At 63.2% G+C, this 17,201-nt stretch carries 24 protein-coding genes; 16 read left to right on the top strand and 8 right to left on the bottom strand.

Annotation, left to right across the window (positions count from 1 at the left end):
- Positions 1-398: YmdB family metallophosphoesterase (locus JWP26_RS10185; RefSeq protein ID WP_299726715.1), on the top strand; the 398-nt coding region annotated here is incomplete at its 5' end.
- A gap of 9 nt (positions 399-407) precedes the next feature.
- Here the strand turns inward: JWP26_RS10185 and JWP26_RS10180 are convergent.
- Positions 408-665: a hypothetical protein gene (locus JWP26_RS10180; protein ID WP_299726712.1), complete on the bottom strand. Its 258-nt coding sequence runs from the start codon at positions 663-665 to the stop codon at positions 408-410.
- Between the two features lie 124 nt (positions 666-789).
- Here JWP26_RS10180 and JWP26_RS10175 point away from each other — a divergent pair, with 124 nt between their 5' ends.
- Positions 790-1,536, top strand: a complete 747-nt coding sequence (locus JWP26_RS10175; protein WP_299726709.1) for a YebC/PmpR family DNA-binding transcriptional regulator — start codon at positions 790-792, stop codon at positions 1,534-1,536.
- 73 nt (positions 1,537-1,609) lie between these two features.
- Positions 1,610-2,020 (top strand): c-type cytochrome, encoded by a 411-nt coding sequence (locus JWP26_RS10170; RefSeq protein ID WP_299726707.1) that lies wholly within the window; start codon positions 1,610-1,612, stop codon positions 2,018-2,020.
- Here the strand turns inward: JWP26_RS10170 and JWP26_RS10165 are convergent.
- Both JWP26_RS10165 and JWP26_RS10160 read right to left on the bottom strand, forming a co-directional pair.
- Positions 2,017-2,799, bottom strand: coding sequence for a GGDEF domain-containing protein (locus tag JWP26_RS10165; protein WP_299726704.1), 783 nt, complete (start codon positions 2,797-2,799; stop codon positions 2,017-2,019). The two genes, JWP26_RS10170 and JWP26_RS10165, sit on opposite strands and share 4 nt — an antisense overlap.
- 120 nt (positions 2,800-2,919) lie before the next feature.
- Entirely contained in the window at positions 2,920-3,675 is a 756-nt protein-coding gene (locus JWP26_RS10160) for a GGDEF domain-containing protein (protein WP_299726701.1), read from the bottom strand.
- A gap of 165 nt (positions 3,676-3,840) precedes the next feature.
- On the opposite strand from JWP26_RS10160, the gene ruvC reads away from it, so the two are divergent.
- The 9 genes from ruvC (at position 3,841) to JWP26_RS10115 (ending at position 8,752) form a co-directional block, all read left to right on the top strand.
- On the top strand, positions 3,841-4,347 hold the full coding sequence (ruvC, locus tag JWP26_RS10155) for a crossover junction endodeoxyribonuclease RuvC (protein WP_299726698.1): 507 nt from the start codon (positions 3,841-3,843) through the stop codon (positions 4,345-4,347).
- The gene (gene ruvA, locus JWP26_RS10150; protein WP_299726695.1) at positions 4,344-4,961 is read left to right on the top strand and encodes a Holliday junction branch migration protein RuvA; all 618 of its coding nucleotides are present in this window, start codon (positions 4,344-4,346) and stop codon (positions 4,959-4,961) included. The genes ruvC and ruvA overlap by 4 nt, the downstream gene beginning before the upstream one ends.
- 64 nt (positions 4,962-5,025) lie before the next feature.
- Complete coding sequence (locus tag JWP26_RS10145) at positions 5,026-5,289, top strand: AbrB/MazE/SpoVT family DNA-binding domain-containing protein (RefSeq protein WP_299726692.1); 264 nt, start codon at positions 5,026-5,028, stop codon at positions 5,287-5,289.
- Entirely contained in the window at positions 5,276-5,677 is a 402-nt protein-coding gene (locus JWP26_RS10140) for a PIN domain-containing protein (protein ID WP_299726689.1), read from the top strand. The genes JWP26_RS10145 and JWP26_RS10140 overlap by 14 nt, the downstream gene beginning before the upstream one ends.
- Positions 5,674-6,714: a Holliday junction branch migration DNA helicase RuvB gene (gene ruvB, locus JWP26_RS10135; RefSeq protein ID WP_299726687.1), complete on the top strand. Its 1,041-nt coding sequence runs from the start codon at positions 5,674-5,676 to the stop codon at positions 6,712-6,714. Before JWP26_RS10140 ends, ruvB begins: the two co-directional genes overlap by 4 nt.
- A complete protein-coding gene (locus JWP26_RS10130) occupies positions 6,711-7,211 on the top strand; it encodes an NUDIX domain-containing protein (RefSeq protein WP_299726685.1) in 501 nt (166 codons plus the stop codon). The genes ruvB and JWP26_RS10130 overlap by 4 nt, the downstream gene beginning before the upstream one ends.
- Complete coding sequence (locus tag JWP26_RS10125) at positions 7,204-7,707, top strand: NUDIX hydrolase (RefSeq protein WP_299726682.1); 504 nt, start codon at positions 7,204-7,206, stop codon at positions 7,705-7,707. The genes JWP26_RS10130 and JWP26_RS10125 overlap by 8 nt, the downstream gene beginning before the upstream one ends.
- Positions 7,704-8,114, top strand: coding sequence for a YbgC/FadM family acyl-CoA thioesterase (locus JWP26_RS10120; protein WP_299726680.1), 411 nt, complete (start codon positions 7,704-7,706; stop codon positions 8,112-8,114). The genes JWP26_RS10125 and JWP26_RS10120 overlap by 4 nt, the downstream gene beginning before the upstream one ends.
- A gap of 29 nt (positions 8,115-8,143) precedes the next feature.
- Complete coding sequence (locus JWP26_RS10115; RefSeq protein WP_299726678.1) at positions 8,144-8,752, top strand: 5'-methylthioadenosine/S-adenosylhomocysteine nucleosidase; 609 nt, start codon at positions 8,144-8,146, stop codon at positions 8,750-8,752.
- A gap of 75 nt (positions 8,753-8,827) precedes the next feature.
- On the opposite strand, the gene JWP26_RS10110 is transcribed toward JWP26_RS10115, so the two are convergent.
- Complete coding sequence (locus tag JWP26_RS10110) at positions 8,828-9,271, bottom strand: CHRD domain-containing protein (RefSeq protein ID WP_299726675.1); 444 nt, start codon at positions 9,269-9,271, stop codon at positions 8,828-8,830.
- A 321-nt stretch (positions 9,272-9,592) separates the two neighbouring features.
- Here JWP26_RS10110 and tolQ point away from each other — a divergent pair, with 321 nt between their 5' ends.
- Genes tolQ through tolB form a run of 4 tightly spaced genes read left to right on the top strand, consistent with a single transcriptional unit; the run spans position 9,593 to position 13,341 of the window.
- The gene (gene tolQ / locus JWP26_RS10105; RefSeq protein ID WP_299726672.1) at positions 9,593-10,303 is read left to right on the top strand and encodes a protein TolQ; all 711 of its coding nucleotides are present in this window, start codon (positions 9,593-9,595) and stop codon (positions 10,301-10,303) included.
- A 2-nt stretch (positions 10,304-10,305) separates the two neighbouring features.
- The gene (gene tolR, locus JWP26_RS10100) at positions 10,306-10,773 is read left to right on the top strand and encodes a protein TolR (protein WP_299726669.1); all 468 of its coding nucleotides are present in this window, start codon (positions 10,306-10,308) and stop codon (positions 10,771-10,773) included.
- Positions 10,774-11,976 (top strand): hypothetical protein, encoded by a 1,203-nt coding sequence (locus tag JWP26_RS10095; RefSeq protein WP_299726666.1) that lies wholly within the window; start codon positions 10,774-10,776, stop codon positions 11,974-11,976. It begins immediately after the preceding gene.
- Positions 11,977-12,030: 54 nt separating this feature from the next.
- Positions 12,031-13,341 carry a Tol-Pal system beta propeller repeat protein TolB gene (gene tolB, locus JWP26_RS10090; RefSeq protein ID WP_299726663.1) on the top strand — a complete coding sequence of 437 codons (1,311 nt, stop codon included), beginning with the start codon at positions 12,031-12,033 and terminating at the stop codon, positions 13,339-13,341.
- A gap of 183 nt (positions 13,342-13,524) precedes the next feature.
- On the opposite strand, the gene JWP26_RS22410 is transcribed toward tolB, so the two are convergent.
- From JWP26_RS22410 to JWP26_RS10075, 4 genes are all read right to left on the bottom strand, one after another.
- A complete protein-coding gene (locus tag JWP26_RS22410; RefSeq protein WP_367184109.1) occupies positions 13,525-14,082 on the bottom strand; it encodes a hypothetical protein in 558 nt (185 codons plus the stop codon).
- Entirely contained in the window at positions 14,079-15,095 is a 1,017-nt protein-coding gene (locus JWP26_RS22405) for a DHA2 family efflux MFS transporter permease subunit (RefSeq protein ID WP_367184108.1), read from the bottom strand. The genes JWP26_RS22410 and JWP26_RS22405 overlap by 4 nt, the downstream gene beginning before the upstream one ends.
- Positions 15,096-15,275: 180 nt before the next feature.
- Entirely contained in the window at positions 15,276-16,022 is a 747-nt protein-coding gene (locus JWP26_RS10080) for a ribonuclease activity regulator RraA (protein WP_299726660.1), read from the bottom strand.
- A gap of 23 nt (positions 16,023-16,045) precedes the next feature.
- A complete protein-coding gene (locus tag JWP26_RS10075) occupies positions 16,046-17,200 on the bottom strand; it encodes a mandelate racemase/muconate lactonizing enzyme family protein (protein WP_299726658.1) in 1,155 nt (384 codons plus the stop codon).
- Position 17,201 lies beyond the last annotated feature (1 nt).

The following is a 17,201-nucleotide window of genomic DNA, read 5'->3' as shown; positions in this document are numbered from 1 at the left end:
ACGCGGTGATCGTCGACATCCACTGCGAGGCCACCTCGGAGAAGATGGCCATGGGCCATTTCTGCGACGGCCGGGCCAGCCTGGTGATCGGCACCCATACCCACGTGCCGACCGCCGACGCCCAGGTCCACCCGGGACGAACCGCCTGCCCGACCGACGCCGGCGGCTGCTGCGACTACGACAGCGTGATCGGCATGGCCAAGGAGGAGGCGGTACGCCGCTTCACTACCCGCCTGCCCGGCGCGCGCCACCAGCCGGCCACCGGCCCGGCCACGGTCTGCGGCGTGTTCGTCGAGACCGACGACCGCACCGGCTTGGCGCGCCGGATCGAGCCGATCCGCATCGGCGGTCGCCTGGCCGCCCACGTCCCGAGCCTCGAGGCCGCCGCGGCGGAATAGTTTATCCGCTCACGGCTTCAGCACCTTGAGCGCGCCCACCGTCAAACGGTCGATGTGCATCTCCCTGACCCGGGCGCGGCCGACCGCCAGCCGCCCGATGGCCAGGACCCCGATCGCCAGGGCGCCCAGCGCCGTCGCCGCCAGCACCACGAACGCCAGGGAGCCCCTGTCGAGCACCCGCGGCCGCGGATGATGGTGGACCGGCTGCCAGTGGACGATCTCGGGGCGGTCGCCGTCGTCTTCGGGGTCGAGGTCGGTTCGGCTCATGAGCGGCTTCCAAGGTGTCGGATCATCAACCGTCCGCCGTGGCCAAGGTTCCGTCTGGAGCCGCCCACTGGCCTTATCGGCCTGTCGCCGCTAAACCGCCTGCGCCCCCACCCGCGGAAGACCCATGGCCGGACATTCGAAATTCAAGAACATCCAGTTCCGCAAGGGCCGCCAGGACAAGGAGCGGTCCAAGCTGTTCTCCAAGCTGTCGCGCGACATCACCCTGGCGGCCAAGGCCGGGGTGCCGGACATCAACTCCAACGCCCGCCTGCGCCTGGCCGTCACCAACGCCCGCGCCGAAAGCATGCCTCGCGACAATATCGAGCGGGCCATCAAGAAGGCCATCGGCAATGACGGCGATAACTACGAAGAAATCCGCTACGAGGGCTATGGCCCGGGCGGCGTCGCCATTATCGTCGAAACGCTGACCGATAACCGCAACCGCACCGCCTCCAATGTGCGTTCGACCTTCTCAAAAAATGGTGGCGCCATGGGCGAAACCAATTCGGTCGGCTTCATGTTCGACAAGATCGGCGAGATCGAATATCCGATCAAGGCCGGCTCGGCCGACAAGATCATGGAAGCGGCGATCGAGGCCGGTGCCGATGACGTCGAGAGCGACGAGGACGGACACTGGATTTATACCTCGTTCGAGGCGATGATCGAGGTGTCGGCGGCGCTGGAAAAAGTGCTGGGCGAGGCCGAATCGATCAAGGCGATCTGGAAGCCGCAGACCAATACGCCGATCGACGCGGAAAAGGGCGCCGGCCTGATGAAGCTGATCAATCTGCTCGAGGAAGATGACGACGTGCAGAACGTCTATTCTAACTTTGAGATGAGCGACGAGGACATGGCCAAGCTCGACGCCTGATCGCCGCTCCCGGCCCGGCTTTGCCGGAGCCCAAGAAGCCCCTATCATCCTCCTGTCAAACAGGAGGGCGGACATGCTCAAGCTTGGACTGACGATTGGCCTGTTGCTGGTTGGGACGAGCACGACCTTTGCGCAAGGTGATGTGGTGGCGGGCGAGGCCCTCTTCGGGCAGCGCTGCCAAGTGTGTCACCTCATTGGCGAGGGCGCGACCAACAAGGTGGGACCGCAGCTCAATGGCGTTGTCGGCGCGACGGTCGCCCGCCTGCCGGACTATTCCTATTCGCCCGCATTGATCAAAGCCAATGCGGGCGACAGGATTTGGACGGTGACCGATCTGCGCCGCTACATGTTCCTGCCCAAAAAGCTGTTTCCCGGCACCAAGATGACCTTTTGGGGCCAGCGCGATCCGGTGCAGTTGAGCGATTTGGTGGCCTATCTACAGTCTTTCGCCGCCGACGGGACGCGCATCGAGCCGGCGCCCTAACTGGCCTTGCTGAGCGCGATATCGGGATAGTCGGTGGCGTGCACGATGGTGACGCGGTTGCGGCCGGCTTCCTTGGCGTTGTAGAGGCGCTGATCGGCGATGCGGAACAGATCCGAGAAGCTGGCGCCGCCCTCAAAGACCGCGCCCCCAATGCTCACCGAAAGCTGGCGCGCCCGGCCATCGGGTGAAAATATCGCCAGATTGACCGAGCGCCTTATGCGTTCGGCGCTGATCTCGGCGCCATGGTGGTCGACGCCAGGCAGGTAGACGCCGAATTCCTCCCCGCCCATGCGCCCCACAAGTTCGCCGGCCTGCAAGGTCGAGCGGATGGCGCGGGCGATGATGGTCAGGGCCTCGTCGCCGGCATCGTGGCCGAACAGGTCGTTGATGGCCTTGAAATTGTCGGCGTCGATCATCAGCAGGGTGCCGCTGGGCGGCGGATCGGTGCGATCGAGCAGCGTCGTGACCTTGGCGGTGAAGGCGCCTCGGTTGAGGCAGGACGTCAGGCTATCGGTGCGGGCAACCAGTCCCAGGCGCAGATTGCTCATGGCGAGGACCCGCAGCCGCATGCTCATATAGAAGAACAATGGCACGCCCAGCAGCACCGGCAGGACCGTCGCGCTCAGGATCGAGCGCCACTGGGCCCGCGCGCCGAGGTCGTCGAACATCACAGTGTTGAAGGCGACCGAGACCAGTACGCAGCCCAGGGTTCCGAACAGGGTCCACCGGGCGACGCTCGACCAGCCATGCAAGCCTTTGCGGGATCTGGAAGGGGCCATGGAAAATCTCTCTGCATAAGCAATGATCCAATGTCCGGACGCTGAGGAGAGCGCCCGGATCAAAAATACTATGGTGTTCGTCGGTTCAGGTCGCTTGCCGTTCCCAAACGGGCGCGGCAATCAGGCGGCCTGCATCATGTCGACGCGATCGCGGCCGTGGCTCTTGGCTTGGTAGAGGCGCTGATCGGCAAGGCGATAGAGATCATTGAAATCGGCACATTGGGCAAAAGTGGCGCCGCCGATGCTGACCGACAGAGGCCAAGGCGTGCCATGCGGCGAAAACTGCGCGGTGGCGACCGCATGGCGAATGCGTTCGGCCACCTGGTCGGCGGTTTCCGGATCGGCGCCCGTCAGGTAGACGCCGAACTCTTCGCCACCCATGCGCCCCACCAGGCCGGAGACGCCCACGCTGTCGCGGATCGCGTTGGCCATCACCTTGAGCGCAATATCGCCCTGTTGATGGCCGAACCGGTCATTGACCTGCTTGAAAGCGTCGGCATCGATGATCAGCAAGGCCCCGCCATCGCCGGTGGAGGCGAGCGTGCGCCGTGTCAGATCGGCCAGCACCCGCGTGGTGAAGGCGCCGCGGTTGAGGCAGGCGGTCAGCCAGTCGGTGCTCGCGAGCAGTTCGAGCTGCCGGTTGGCGTGGCGCAATTGTTCGTGCCGCAGCGTCAGGTAGAACAGCATCGGCCCGCCCAGAACCAATGGCATGAGCACGGCGACCATCAGGCCCGGCACATTGAGGCCGGCGGAAAACACTTCCATGAAAATATTGGTCAGTATGATCGAAACCGCGATGGAGGCGGCCAGGGTTAATCCGGCGTTCCGCCAGATGCGGTTCCAGGCCCGCGGCGGCAGTCTGGCGCTTGCGCTCATCGGCTTACTTTCATGCATTCCCGTGCCGAACACTATGGGCGGGTCTTGAAGAAGGTATTGGCAAGACGGTTGCAATTTTATCGATCACCGGTTTTCCACCGCGCCTGTTTCTGCTTTGTTCACTTTGGGCTTGGTAGAGTGTTCTCGCGTCTTTAAAGGTGGGTCATGAGCAAAGCTGTGCGAATCATCGGTATCGATCCCGGCCTGCGCCGATGCGGCTGGGGGATTATCGAATCGGAGGGTAACAGGCTTGTGTTCGTGGCCTGTGGGACGCTGACGCCGCCGACCGATGGCGCCTTGGCCGACCGGCTGGCAGTTCTGTTCGCGGGCGTTAACGAGCTGCTCGACCGGTTCGCCCCCGACGAGGCGGCGGTCGAGGAAACCTTCGTCAATGCAGGGCCGCGTTCGGCACTGATCCTGGGGCAGGCGCGCGGCGTGGTGTTGATGACGCCGGCGGCGCGCGGCGTGCCGGTGGCCGAATATGCGGCCAACCTGGTGAAAAAATCCGTGGTCGGCACCGGCCATGCGCAAAAGGGGCAGGTCGGGCTGATGGTCAAGACCTTGATGCCGGCGGCCGATTTCAAGGGCGAGGACGCGGCGGATGCGCTGGCGATCGCCATTTGCCATGCCCATCACCGGGTCGCGGCGCAACGCTTGAGGGCCATCGCATGATCGGCAAGCTCAAGGGCATGGTCGACAGTTTCGCCGATGACAGCGTGCTGATCGATTGCGGCGGCGTCTGCTACGAAACCTTCTGCTCGTCGCGCACGCTGCAGGCTCTCCCGCGCGTCGGCGAGGCCGCGGTGGTCTTCATCGAAACCATCGTGCGCGAGGACATGATCCGGCTTTACGGGTTTTCCAGCGAGGCGGAAAAGGCCTGGTTCAACCTGCTGATGACCGTGCAGGGGGTCGGCGCGCGCGTGGCGCTGGCGATTCTGTCGGCATTGTCGCCCTCGGAAATTTCCAGTGCCATCGCCCTGCAGGACAAGGCGATGATGGGCCGCGCTTCGGGCGTCGGGCCGAAACTGGCCATAAGGCTGGTCACCGAGCTCAAGGGTAAGGTGCCTGCAACCGGCGCCATCGACGCCGGCGTACTCGGCCTGCAATCGGCGCTGGGCGAGGGGCTCGCCTCCAGCAACATCACCGACGCCGTCTCCGCCCTCACCAATCTCGGCTATTCCAGCGCCCAGGCCTCGGCAGCACTGGCGCGGATCGTGGCGCGGGAGGGGGATGATACGCCGACAGAGAAGCTCATCCGGCTCGGGTTGCGGGAGTTGAGTAGTTAGCCTTGATTCATAGCGCTGTCCTTACTAAAGTAGATGGGTAAGATTATTGATAGCAGGTAAGGAAATGGCGACCGCGACTCTGACGACGAAGGGGCAGATGACGTTGCCCAAGGAAGTTCGGGACGATTTGAAGGTGGGGCCGGGCGATCAGATCGATATCGTCAAGGAAAAAGGACGCTACGTGCTAGTACCGCATACCGTTTCCATTGACTCACTGGCGGGCATTCTCGGCAAGCCGCCGAGTGGTCCAATGACCATCCAGGAGGAAGAGGAAGCTTTGACCCAGGCTTTGGCGGAAGAGGACAAGCGTATCCGTGCTGGGCGTTGATACTAACGTTCTGGTCCGGTTCCTTGCCGACGACGACCAGGTTCAGTCGGGGCAGGCCAGAATTGTTTTCGCCCAAGCTGCCAACCAGCCGATCTATCTCAGCATGTTGGTGCTTGCGGAGGCGTTCACTGTCATGACGAAAGTGAAGAAGTTTCCGGCAAAGGCGGTGTTGGATAGCTATCGATTGCTGTTGCGCAGTCCACAGGTCCGGGTAGAGCGCCCGGATATGGTCGGCGCGGCGATAGAAGATGCCGGTAGGACGCTTGCAGGCTTCCCCGATGCGCTGATTGCCTTGCAAAATGCTGAGGCGGGTTGTGGGATAACAGCGACATTTGATGTCCGGGCGACCCGGCTCGAATTCATGAGCGCGGCCAAGGAGTATCTGTGACTTCCCTTACCTCTCCCGCTTCCGGCCGCGATGATCCGCTCGACGTGTCCCTGCGCCCTACCGGGTTTTCCGAATTCGTCGGCCAAGCCGCGGCGCGGGCAAACCTCGAAGTGTTTATTGAGGCGGCCAAACGGCGCGGGACGGCGCTGGATCATGTGTTGTTCGTCGGACCGCCGGGGCTGGGCAAGACCACGCTGGCGCAGATTATTTCGCGCGAACTGGGCGTCGGATTTCGAGCGACTTCGGGGCCGGTGATCGCCAAGGCGGGGGATTTGGCGGCGCTGCTGACCAATCTCGAAGATCGCGATGTGCTGTTCATCGACGAAATCCATCGGCTCAGTCCGGCGATCGAGGAAATCCTTTATCCGGCGATGGAGGATTATCAGCTCGACCTGATCATCGGCGAGGGTCCGGCGGCTCGGTCGGTGCGGATCGATCTGGCGAAATTCACGCTGGTGGGGGCGACGACGCGGGCCGGGCTGCTGACGACGCCACTGCGCGACCGCTTCGGCATTCCGGTGCGGCTCAATTTCTACACGCCCGAGGAACTGGTGCTGATCGTGCAGCGCGGCGCGCGGCTGTTGGGCATGCCGATGGCGCCCGATGGGGCCATGGAGATCGCCCGCCGTTCGCGCGGCACGCCGCGTATTGCGGGGCGGTTGCTGCGGCGGGTGACGGATTTTGCGCTGGTTGACGGTTCGGGCGAGATCACCCGCGCCATCGCCGACAAGGCGCTGCTGCGGCTGGATGTGGATGCGCGCGGGCTGGACCAGCTCGACCGGCGCTATCTGACCACCATTGCCGAGTTCTACAATGGCGGCCCGGTGGGGATCGAAACTATCGCCGCCGCGCTGAGCGAGCCGCGTGATGCGATCGAGGAAATCGTCGAGCCGTATCTGCTGCAACAGGGGTTCATCCAGCGCACCTCGCGTGGTCGCATGCTGACCGGGGCGGCGTTCCAGCATCTGGGCATGAGCGTGCCGCAAGGGTTTGTGGGCATCCAGGCCAGCCTGTTTGAGGAGCCGGAGGCGGAATGAGCCGGCATATGATCAGTTTCCCCATTGATGGGCAGCGGTTCAACTATCGCGTTGCTGCGGTGATCATCATCGATGGTCAGGTGCTGATCTGCGACGAGGACGACGATGGTTACTCCATGCTGCCGGGCGGGCGGGTCGAGTTGGGCGAGCCAAGCGCCCTGTCGCTCGAGCGCGAGATCGCCGAGGAGACGGGAATGACCGGAGAAGTCGGTTCCTTGCTGATGACCTCGGAGAGTTTTTACCGGCGTGAAGGCGAGGATTTTCACGAACTGGGATTTTTCTATTCCGCCAAGCTGCCCGATGTGGCGCGGCCCGACGGCACTAGTCCCTGGCTGGTCACGCATGACGAAGGGCACGAGCACAGGTTCCACTGGATCGCACTCGATGGACCGGGGCTTGAGCAGATGAACCTGTTGCCGCGCTGGCTGCCCGCGGCGCTGCGCGACCTGGGGCAAGGCCTGCGCCATGTTTTGCACGACGAGCGCAGGGGTGATTGAGCCTGATCGCACCATGCTGGCTTTCAGCCTGGGGCCTGACCGCCGGTTCCAGATGCGCGCCGTGGCGATCATCCGGCGCGACGGTCATGTGCTGATCCACCGCGCCACACATGAGACGTTCTGGTCGCTGCCCGGCGGTCGCGTCGAATTCGGCGAGACCGCTGCGGAAACGCTGGAACGCGAGATTGTCGAGGAACTCGGCTGTACCTCAAAGATCAGCGAGCTGCGTTATCTCGTCGAGAACTTCTTCACCTATAACGGCGAGGCCTGTCACGAGATCGGCTGGTACTACGAAGCCGAACTCAGCAGCGCTTTCCCGTTCCTTACCGACGATATCTGCCATCGCGCCACTGACGGGGCTTTTGGCCTCGAATTCCGTTGGGTGAAGTGCGACCTCAAGAGCTTCGGCGTCTACCCGCTTCTACCGCCCATGCTCCCGAGCCAACTTGTGGATACCAGTCCCGGCTTCCGTCATATCGTGGAGCGGCAATCGTGACCCATCGCTTCCCGGTCCGCATCTATTACGAAGACACCGATTTTTCGGGCAATGTCTATCACGCGGCCTATCTCAAGTTTTTCGAGCGCGGGCGAACGGAATTTCTGCGCGATCTGGGCATCCATCATTTCGAATTGGCCAAGGATGGCATCGCCTTCGCGGTCCGCTCGATGGCGATCGATTTCGACGGCGCGGCCCATATCGACGATCTGTTGGGTGTCACCACGCGCGTCGAAGCCATGACGGGCGCGCGGTTGACGCTAATGCAGAGCATCGAGCGCGATGGGGCCATCCTCACGCGGGCCAAGGTGGTGGTCGTTGCCATCAAGACCACTGGCGGGGTGGCCCGCCTGCCCAAGGCGCTGCGGGACCGGCTTGCGGCAGACGGCCGAACCACTGCATCGTGACCGGCGTTGATCGTTGGTCTGGATCGCAAATGAACATTCTCTACGTCATGGCCGCGACGGCCGAATACGGTCCCTATTTGAGTGACCGGATCAAGCCGCTGCTCTGCGGCGTCGGGCCGGTGGAAGCGGCGGTTGCGGTGACGCATGCCCTGGCTGTCGCGGAGGCTGCCGGCAACCTGCCCGACCTTGTGGTGTCCCTGGGATCGGCCGGATCCCGCAGGCTTGAACAGGGCGCGATCTTCCAGGCGACGAGCGTGAGCTATCGCGACATGGATGCGTCGCCGATCGGTTTTGCCAGAGGCGAGACGCCGTTTCTTGACCTGCCCATCATCGTGCCGGTTGGGCCGCTGGTGCCCGGCCTGCTTCAGGCCAGCCTCTCCACCGGCGCCGATATTGTATCGGGCGCGGCCTATGACGCTATCGACGCCGACATGGTGGATATGGAAACTTTCGCCGTGTTGCGGGCCTGCCAGCGCTTCGTCGTGCCGCTGGTGGCGGTCCGCGGGATTTCGGATGGGGCCAGCGAACTCAGCCATATCGGCGACTGGACGGCCTATCTGCATGTCATTGATGAGCGGCTGGCCGCGGTAGTGGACACGATCGAAGCGTGGGCGGCAGCAGGTGGGCTGGCCGCCTAAGCTTTCCCCGGAGCAGTTACTAGCAGATGCGGGCTGGCGGCGGAGAAAAAGGGGCCGCGTGCGGCCCCTGATTGGCTACATGGCGCCGGCGGCTATCACTTGGCCACGGATTTCCCCATCGGGAAACTTGGCGGTGTGAACATTGAAATACCACGTGCCGGCCTGCAATTGCTTGGCTTGCTCATCGGTCAGCGTCGCCGTGCCCTTGATCGGACTTGCCAGCGAGCCTTCGATGGGAACCGATGGCTTGGCATTCGCCCCGACCTCGGCCGGGCCATGGAAGTGGGCAGCGGTGGCGTCCCCGGTCAGCCCCTCATAGGTGGCGGTCCAGGCGAACGCCTTGCTGTCAGTGTCGAATGTCGCTTCGACCATGCCAGTGCCGGCAGAGTCGGTGGGCGGCACTTCGGAGGGGCCGTTCAGTTCAGCCATCATGTTGATGACTTCGGCATAGGCCGGGGCGGCCGCAAAGAGCGTGCCGGCGGCCAGCAGCGCGGCTATGGATACGATACGGATGGTCATGAAATCCTCCTCGTTGCGCGCAATCTGTGTTGCACGATACCGAACGGAGCGGCCGAGGCGCGGTTCCGTCACGAATTGATGCGTTCAGGGCCCCAAGGTGTGTGGCCCCTGCATGGCCAGCATGCCGGCGCTCACGTTGCCGTCAGGGGACAGGCTTTGTTAACCAATCCTTGACCATAATTGCGGCACAGGGACTGTCCTATGGTGCCGGGCTCCGCAAAGGCCGGGAAGCCATGGCATTTCTCTTAAATTTGACAAATTCCGACCTCATGGGCTGTGCCTGAAGGTCGGGCTCTGTAAGCCGGCCGAAAGGATCACTCCATGGACGCAGCGACAGCGGTGGGAGCGGCAGCTCCGCACATCGATTTTTCGATCTGGGGGCTATTTTGGGCCGCCGACTGGATCGTCAAAATGGTGATGCTGGGCCTGCTTGGCGCATCGATCTGGTGCTGGGCCATCATCATCGACAAATCCCTCTACTATCGCCGCGCCGCTGGCGAGATGAACCGCTTCGAGCGCGTGTTCTGGTCGGGGCAGTCGCTGGAAGAACTCTATCAGCAGCAATCGGACAAGGCGACCGGCGGGCTGGGTGCGGTGTTTGTCGCCGCCATGAAAGAATGGAAGCGCAGCCACGAGCAAAACGCCTCGTCCTTCGTGGGCATGCAGCAGCGGCTCGACAAGGTGCTGGACGTGGCCATCGCGCGCGAAAGCGAGACGCTGGAAAAACGCCTGGGCTTTCTGGCCACCGTGGGTTCGGCGGGCCCGTTCATCGGCCTGTTCGGCACCGTCTGGGGCATCATGAACGCATTTACGGCTATTGCGGCCTCGTCCTCGACGAACCTGGCTGTGGTTGCGGCGCCGATTGCCGAGGCGCTGTTCGCGACGGCCATTGGCCTCGTGGCGGCTATTCCGGCGGTTATCGCCTATAATAAATTGTCGTCCGATGCCGGCAAAATGATCAGCCGTCTCGAAGGCTTTGCCGACGAGTTCTCGACCATTCTGAGCCGCCAACTCGAAGCCCGGGGCAAGTAGCCATGGGCATGGGTGGAGCAGGCGGTGGTGGCGGAGGCGGACGGCGCGGGAGCCGTCGCAGCCGTCGCAAGGGCAGCGGCGGGGTGATGAGCGAGATCAACGTGACGCCGCTGGTCGACGTCATGCTGGTGCTGCTGATCGTGTTCATGGTGGCGGCGCCGATGATGACGGCGGGCGTGCCCATCGACCTGCCCAAGACGGCGGCGAACGAGCTCAACAGCCAGACCCAGCCGGTCACGGTGGCGGTGACGCCTGAAGGCGCCATCTTTGTCGGCGAGGAGCCAGTGGCCGAGGGCGACCTGATCGCCAAGGTCACGAGCCTGGTCACCAACGGCACCGAGGACCGTATCTTCCTGCGCGGTGATACCTCCGCCAATTACGGTTCGGTGATGAAGGTCATGGGCCTCTTGTCAGGCGCCGGGTTCACCAAGATTGGCCTGATCACCGAGAAAGCCCCAGGGACGCCATAGATGCGCACCGGGATCGTCGTATCGGCTGTAGCTCACATCGTCCTGTTGACCATTGGCTTGGTCAACCTGGGGCAGGCGGAGCCGTTGGAGCCGGTGACGGAATCCATCGCGGTCGACCTGGTGCCGATTTCGGATTTTTCCAATATTCGCGTCGGTTCGCTCGATAGCGAAATCGTCGATACGCCGACCCCTTCGGCGGTCGAGACCAACAAGCCGGCCGAACTGGCGCAGCCCACCGGCAATACCGAGCAGAACCAGGAACAGCCCAAGCCGGCCGATATTCCGACCCCGGCCCCAGTGGTCAATACCGCGCCGACTCCGGCGACGCGCCCGGAGCCTACGCCTGAACCGACCCCCGAGCCGGATCCGGTGCCCGAACCCGCGCCGGAACCTGACCCTGTGCCCGAGCCTGCTCCCGTACCAGAGCCCGCGCCAGTACCCGAGCCGACTCCTGTTCCAGAACCTGCGCCCGTGCCGGAGCCCGCTCCTGTCCCGGAACCCGCTCCGGTGCCTGAACCGGCGCCAGTCCCGGAACCCACTCCGGCGCCAGAGCCGACACCCGAACCGACGCCAACGCCCGATCCGACACCGCCCAAGCCGGCGGCGCCGGCTCCGCAGGCGCGTCCGGCCAATCTGGCGCAGAAGCGGGCCGAGTTCGCTGCCAAGCAGGCGGCCGCGGCTCAGGCCGTTGCCGACGCCAAGAAGGAAGAAGAGCGCAAGAAGAAAGAGGCCGCCGCCAAGGAGGCCGCGCGTGTCGCTACCGCCGAACAGGCCAAGCGCGAACAGGCGGCGACCGCGACGCTGGACGCTTCGCTGGCCGATGATATTTCGGCCATCATCAACAAGGATACTTCAACCGGCGCGACGACCGGGCAGGGCGGCTCGCCCACCCTGGGCGATGCGAGCGGTACATCGGCGACCCTGAGCCAATCGGAAATCGCGGGCCTGCAGGCCAAGATCAAGCAGTTCTGGAACTTGCTGCCGAGCGAAACCGAAAGCGGACTGACCGTCACCCTGCGGGTGAACCTTAACCAGGATGGCAGCGTTGCGGGTACGCCCCAGGTGATTGCTGCCGATCCCTCGCCCACCGGGGCGTCGATGGGGCGGGCGGCGCAGCGGGCGGTGTTGCAGGCGGCGCCCTTCAGTTTGTCGGCCGATTCCTATAACGAGTGGCGCGAGATCGAAATCACGCTGCGTCCCTGATTTTGACACACGATCTGGACAGAAGTCCGGGTCGTTGAGATGGAGAAGACGATTATGACCCTTCTGACCCGGCGCAATGCGCTCAAGCTTGGCCTCGCGGGCGGGGTGGCGCTGGCCGCCAGCCCATCGGCAATGGCGGCGCTGCAGATCGTGGTGGAGGGCGCCAATTTCCAGCCGCTGCCGATTGCCATTCCCAATTTCGCTTCGGCCGATCCGAGCTTCGGCGCAGAGATTGCCGATATCGTGCGCAACAATCTGCGCCGGTCCGGCCTGTTCCTGCCGCTCGATCCGGCCTCGCTGCCGGTGCAGGTCGGGGACGTCAACAATACGCCCGATTTCAACACCTGGCGCACCGCCAATGTGGATGCGCTGGTGATGGGCGCGGTCGAGCGTGGCGGGCAGATTTCCTCGTCGGTGCGCGTCTGGGATACCCAGCAGGCGGCCCAGGTGGTGGGCAAGAGCTACAATACCGATCCCAATTCCAGCCGCCGCGTCGCCCACATCATCTCGGACGCGATCTATGAATCGCTCGCCGGTGGCACCGGCTATTTCGATACCCGCGTGGTCTATGTGGCCGAAAGCGGCCCCAAGGCCAATCGCGTCAAGCGGCTGGCTATCATGGACCAGGATGGCGCCAACAATCAGTTCCTGACCGAGGGCAATACGCTGGCGCTGACGCCGCGCTTTTCGCCCAATAACGACCTCGTCACCTATATGAATTTCGAGGACGGCAATCCGCAGGTCTATATCCTGCAGCTCTCGACCGGCAAGCAGCAGCGCCTGGGCTCGTTCGGGGCAATGACTTTTGCGCCGCGCTTCTCGCCCGATGGCGGACGCATCGCCTTCTCGGTGGAAAATGCCGGCGCCACCAATATCTATTCGGTCAGCGTGGGCGGCGGGCAGCCCACCCAACTCACGAGCGGCCAGGCGATCGATACCGGTCCGTCCTATTCGGCCGATGGCAGCAACATCATTTTCGAAAGCGATCGTGGCGGCTCGCCGCAGATTTACATGATGGGTGCCGGTGGCGGCAATGCGCAGCGCATCAGCTATGGCCAGGGCAGCTATTCCACCCCGGTCTATTCGCCCAAGGGCGATCTGATCGCCTTCACCCGCCAGTCGGGCGGGCAGTTCAATATCGGCATCATGGCGCCGGACGGCTCGGGCGAGCGCATGCTCTATACCAGCTTCCATGCGGAAGGCCCGACCTGGGCGCCCAATGGCCGCGTCATCATGTTCTTCCAGGACCCGGGCGGCAATGACGGCCCCAAGCTGATGAGCGTGGATATCTGGGGTCGCAATGTGCAGACCATCCCCACCGACAGCTATGCGTCGGATCCGGCCTGGTCGCCGCTGCGCGCGTAGAGACCGCTTGCAAACTCTACTCTGGAGGCCATCCGCCGCGCTTTTCTGCGCTTGCGGTGCTCACGTACCAACGTACGCTGCGCTCCGGTTCTCGAAAACCACGGCATCTGACTCGCCAGAGCGAGTTTCAAACAGTCTCTTTCGCCGAATTTAATCTTCGCCCTCCCTTAGCGGGAGGGCAGCCTACTCGCCCATGGCGTGGGCGCGTTCGATGGCTTCCTGTTCCTTGCTTTTGGCGGGTCCGGCCTGCTTTTTAGCGCCGCGCAGCAGCAGGATCAGCGGGATCGAGGCGCCGCTGAGCACGGCCATCAGCCAGAAATCGTCGAGATAGGCCAGGATCGCTGCCTGCTGCTGCACAAGGCCGTCCATCATGGCGGTGAACTGGGTGTTTCCGCCCAGCAATTGCGGGAACTGGTCGCGCACTGCGGGAGAGGTCGCGGTGATGCGCTCCGCCAGTTCGGCATGATTGACCTGCAGCATGTTGGACAGCACGGCAGTCACCAGAGAAATGCCGATGCCTTGGCCCATATTGCGCACCAGGCTGAACATGGCGGTGGCATCGGCGCGCAAGGTCGGAATGATGGTGGCGAAGGCCATGGTCGAGAGCGGCACGAAGATGAAGCCCATGCCAAAGCCCTGGATCGCACCGGTGACGACCACAGGGGTGGAATCCATCTGCAAGTTGAAGCCGGTCATGGCGTAGAGCGAATAGGTCATCAGCACGGCGCCGAAGACCATCATGATGCGCGCATCGACCTTGCCGCTGAGGCGCCGACGATGACCATGGACAGCATGGTGGCGATGCCGCGCGGCGCTATCAGCAGGCCGGACAGAATCACCGGGTAGCCCATCAGGTTCTGCAGCAGTGGCGGCAGCAGCGCGAGACCCGAAAACAGCGTGATGCCCACCATCAGCATGAACACGGAGGCCAGCGTGAAGTTGAAGTCCCTGAAGATGCGCAGGTCGACGAAGGGCGATTCTGCTGTCACAGAATGAACGATGAACACCCAAATGCCCGAGATCACGAGGCCAAGCTCGATCCAGGTTTCAGGCGCGGAAAACCAGTCATTGCCCGAGCCGCGGTCGAGCATCAGCTGCAACGAGCCGACGCCCAGGGCCAGCATGAAGAAGCCGAAGAAGTCAAAGCGCCGAATCTTGATGGCGGTATTGGGCATGTAAAGAACGAGCATGGCCACGCAGAGCACGCCCACCGGCACGTTGACCAGAAATACCCAGCGCCAGTCGAAGCTTTCGGTCAGCCAGCCGCCCAGGGTCGGGCCGATGATCGGCGCCACCATGATGCCCATGCCATAGATGGCCATGGCCTGACCGATCCGTTCGCGCGGATTGATATTGAGCAGGACCGTCTGCGCCAGGGGCGCGATCATGGCGCCGCACAGGCCTTGCAAGACGCGGAAAATCACCATTTCGGGCAGGCTGGTGGAAATGCCGCACAGGGCCGACGCCACTGTGAAACCGATCACGGCGAAGATGAAGAGCTGGCGTTGTCCGAGCCGGTCAGACATCCACCCGGTGAGTGGGGTCGCGATCGCCGCAGCCACGATATAGGAAGTCAGCACCCAGTTGATTTCGTCCTGGGCGGCGCCCAGCGAGGCCGCCATATGGGGCAGGGCCACATTGGCGATGGTGGTGTCGAGCACCTGCATGATGGTGCCGAGCATGAGCGCGACAGTCAGCAAGCCCTTGTGCTTGACCACCACTGCGGGGGCTGAATAGGCGGGAGTTTGGGCCATGGCACACCTGACAGGCGGCAGGCCAGGCTCGCTTTGCGCCGGAGCGTTTGAAAGCTGCCCAGCCAGCGAGCGGTCGTCGCTCTCTAAGAATTAGTAAGCGTGCTTATTATATCTATGCGCACAGTGAGTCAAGCCGGTGTAAGGGCGCCCGGCTTCACGATGAAGCCAGGCGCGGAGCGTTCAGCCATGCTTGATGGGGTTCGACTTGCGCCATTCCTCGTATTCGGGGCGGGCGTCATCGTGGAGGGGGTAATACATTTGCAAGGGCGCGCCCTGCATCAGCTTCATGCGGGAGAAATCTTCCCAATCATGGTGCTGGGTGGCCTGTTCGATCATCTTTTCGGCGAGCGCGACCGGCACGCAGACGGCGCCATCGTCATCGGCAACGATAATGTCGCCGGGGATCACAGTGACGCCGCCGCAGGCGATCGGCACGTTGACGGCGAAGGGCATCAGGCCGGTCTGGGTGTGGAAGTTCGGGGTAACGCCGGTCAGCCACAGCGGCACGTCGAGCTTTTGCACGTTGACGAAATCGCGGATGGCGCCATCGACCACCATGCCGGCGCCGCCGCGGCCCTGGAAATAGGTCATCATCATGTCGCCGAACACGCCGGCGGTGATATCGCCACGCGCGTCGACGACCACCACGTCACCTTTTTCCACCTGGTAGAGCACGTGGCGGTGCAACTGCTTTTCGACGCTGGCATATTCGCCTTCGCCGTAGAGGTCTTCACGCTTGGGCATGAATTGCAGCGTCAGCGCCGGGCCGGCGATGGACTTGCCCTTATTGTAGCTCACGGGGCCGGTAATGTGGCAATTGCGGATGCCCATATGGGCGAGGGTCGCGCTGGCGCTGGCGGCTCCGACGGCCTGGACGCGGGCAATAAGATCGGCGGAGGGGCGGGTAATTTTGGCAATTTCAGTCATTTTGGGTTCCTAAATAGTCGTCTCTACCAATTGGTCACCGAGCCGTCGGTGCGGCGCAGATGGGGGGCTTCCCAGAATTTGAAGCTCTGTTTTTTCACCAACTCCTCGTTGACCTCGACGCCGAGCCCGGGCACTTCGCTGACCTCATACACGGCGCCATTGAGGACGGGCTGGGTGGTGAAAATGTCGGCATTGTCAAAACCGTGGTATTTTTCGCCCGGCGAGGCGCGGGTTTCGAGCCAGGAGAAGTTGGCGACCGCGGCGCCAAAATGCACGGTCGCGGCGGTGCAGATCGGCCCCAGCGGATTGTGGGGCATCACGTCGACGTAATGCGCCTCGCTCCAGCCGGCGATTTTCATCGCTTCGGTGAGGCCGCCCGCATTGCAGATATCGATGCGGTTGAACTGGTGAATGTCGCGCTCGATATAGGGGAGGAATTGCCATTTGCTGGCGAATTCCTCGCCGATGGCGAAGGGTATGTCGGTCATGCGGCGCAGGGCTTCGTAGGCCTCGGGCGTCTCGTCGCGGATCGGCTCCTCTAGGAAATCGAGGGTGCCCGAGGGCATTTTCTGGCAGAAGCTGGCGGCTTCGGCGACTGACAGGCGATGGTGGTAATCGATGCCGAGGACGACGGTATCGCCGAGTTCTTCACGTGCCTTGATGCACCATTTGGCGGTTTCGCCGATGGATTGGCGTGGCTCGTAGATGCCGCGGCTTTCGTGGGCGGCTGGATTGAGGCGCATGGCATCCCAGCCCAGTTCCATCAGCTCCTTGGCCTGCTCGATCATCTCGGGACCGCAGGGGCCGCGGGTGGTGGCGAAGGTCGGGATGACATTCCGCTGCTTGCCGCCCAGCAATTGATAGACCGGCACGCCGAGCGCCTTGCCCTTGATGTCGTGCAGCGCAATATCGATGGCTGAGATCGCGGCGGTCAACACGCGGCCACCCTCGAAATACTGGCTGCGATACATTTCCTGCCACAGCGCGCCGATGGCCATGGGATCGCGGCCGACGAGGAATTCGCGATAATGCTCGATGGCGCCGACCACGGCCTTTTCGCGGCCCGAAAGCCCGCTTTCGCCCCAGCCAAAAATGCCCTCGTCGGTCTCGACCTTGACGATGAGCTGGTTCCGCGTGCCGACCCAGGTGGGGTAGGGGATGATCGCCGTGATTTTCATG

Origin of the sequence: Devosia sp. (assembly GCF_028290435.1) — a bacterium.
In the GTDB taxonomy this organism is placed as follows: domain Bacteria; phylum Pseudomonadota; class Alphaproteobacteria; order Rhizobiales; family Devosiaceae; genus Devosia.
Note: the sequence above shows the minus strand (reverse complement) of the source record. Positions and strands in the feature narration are given on the sequence as shown.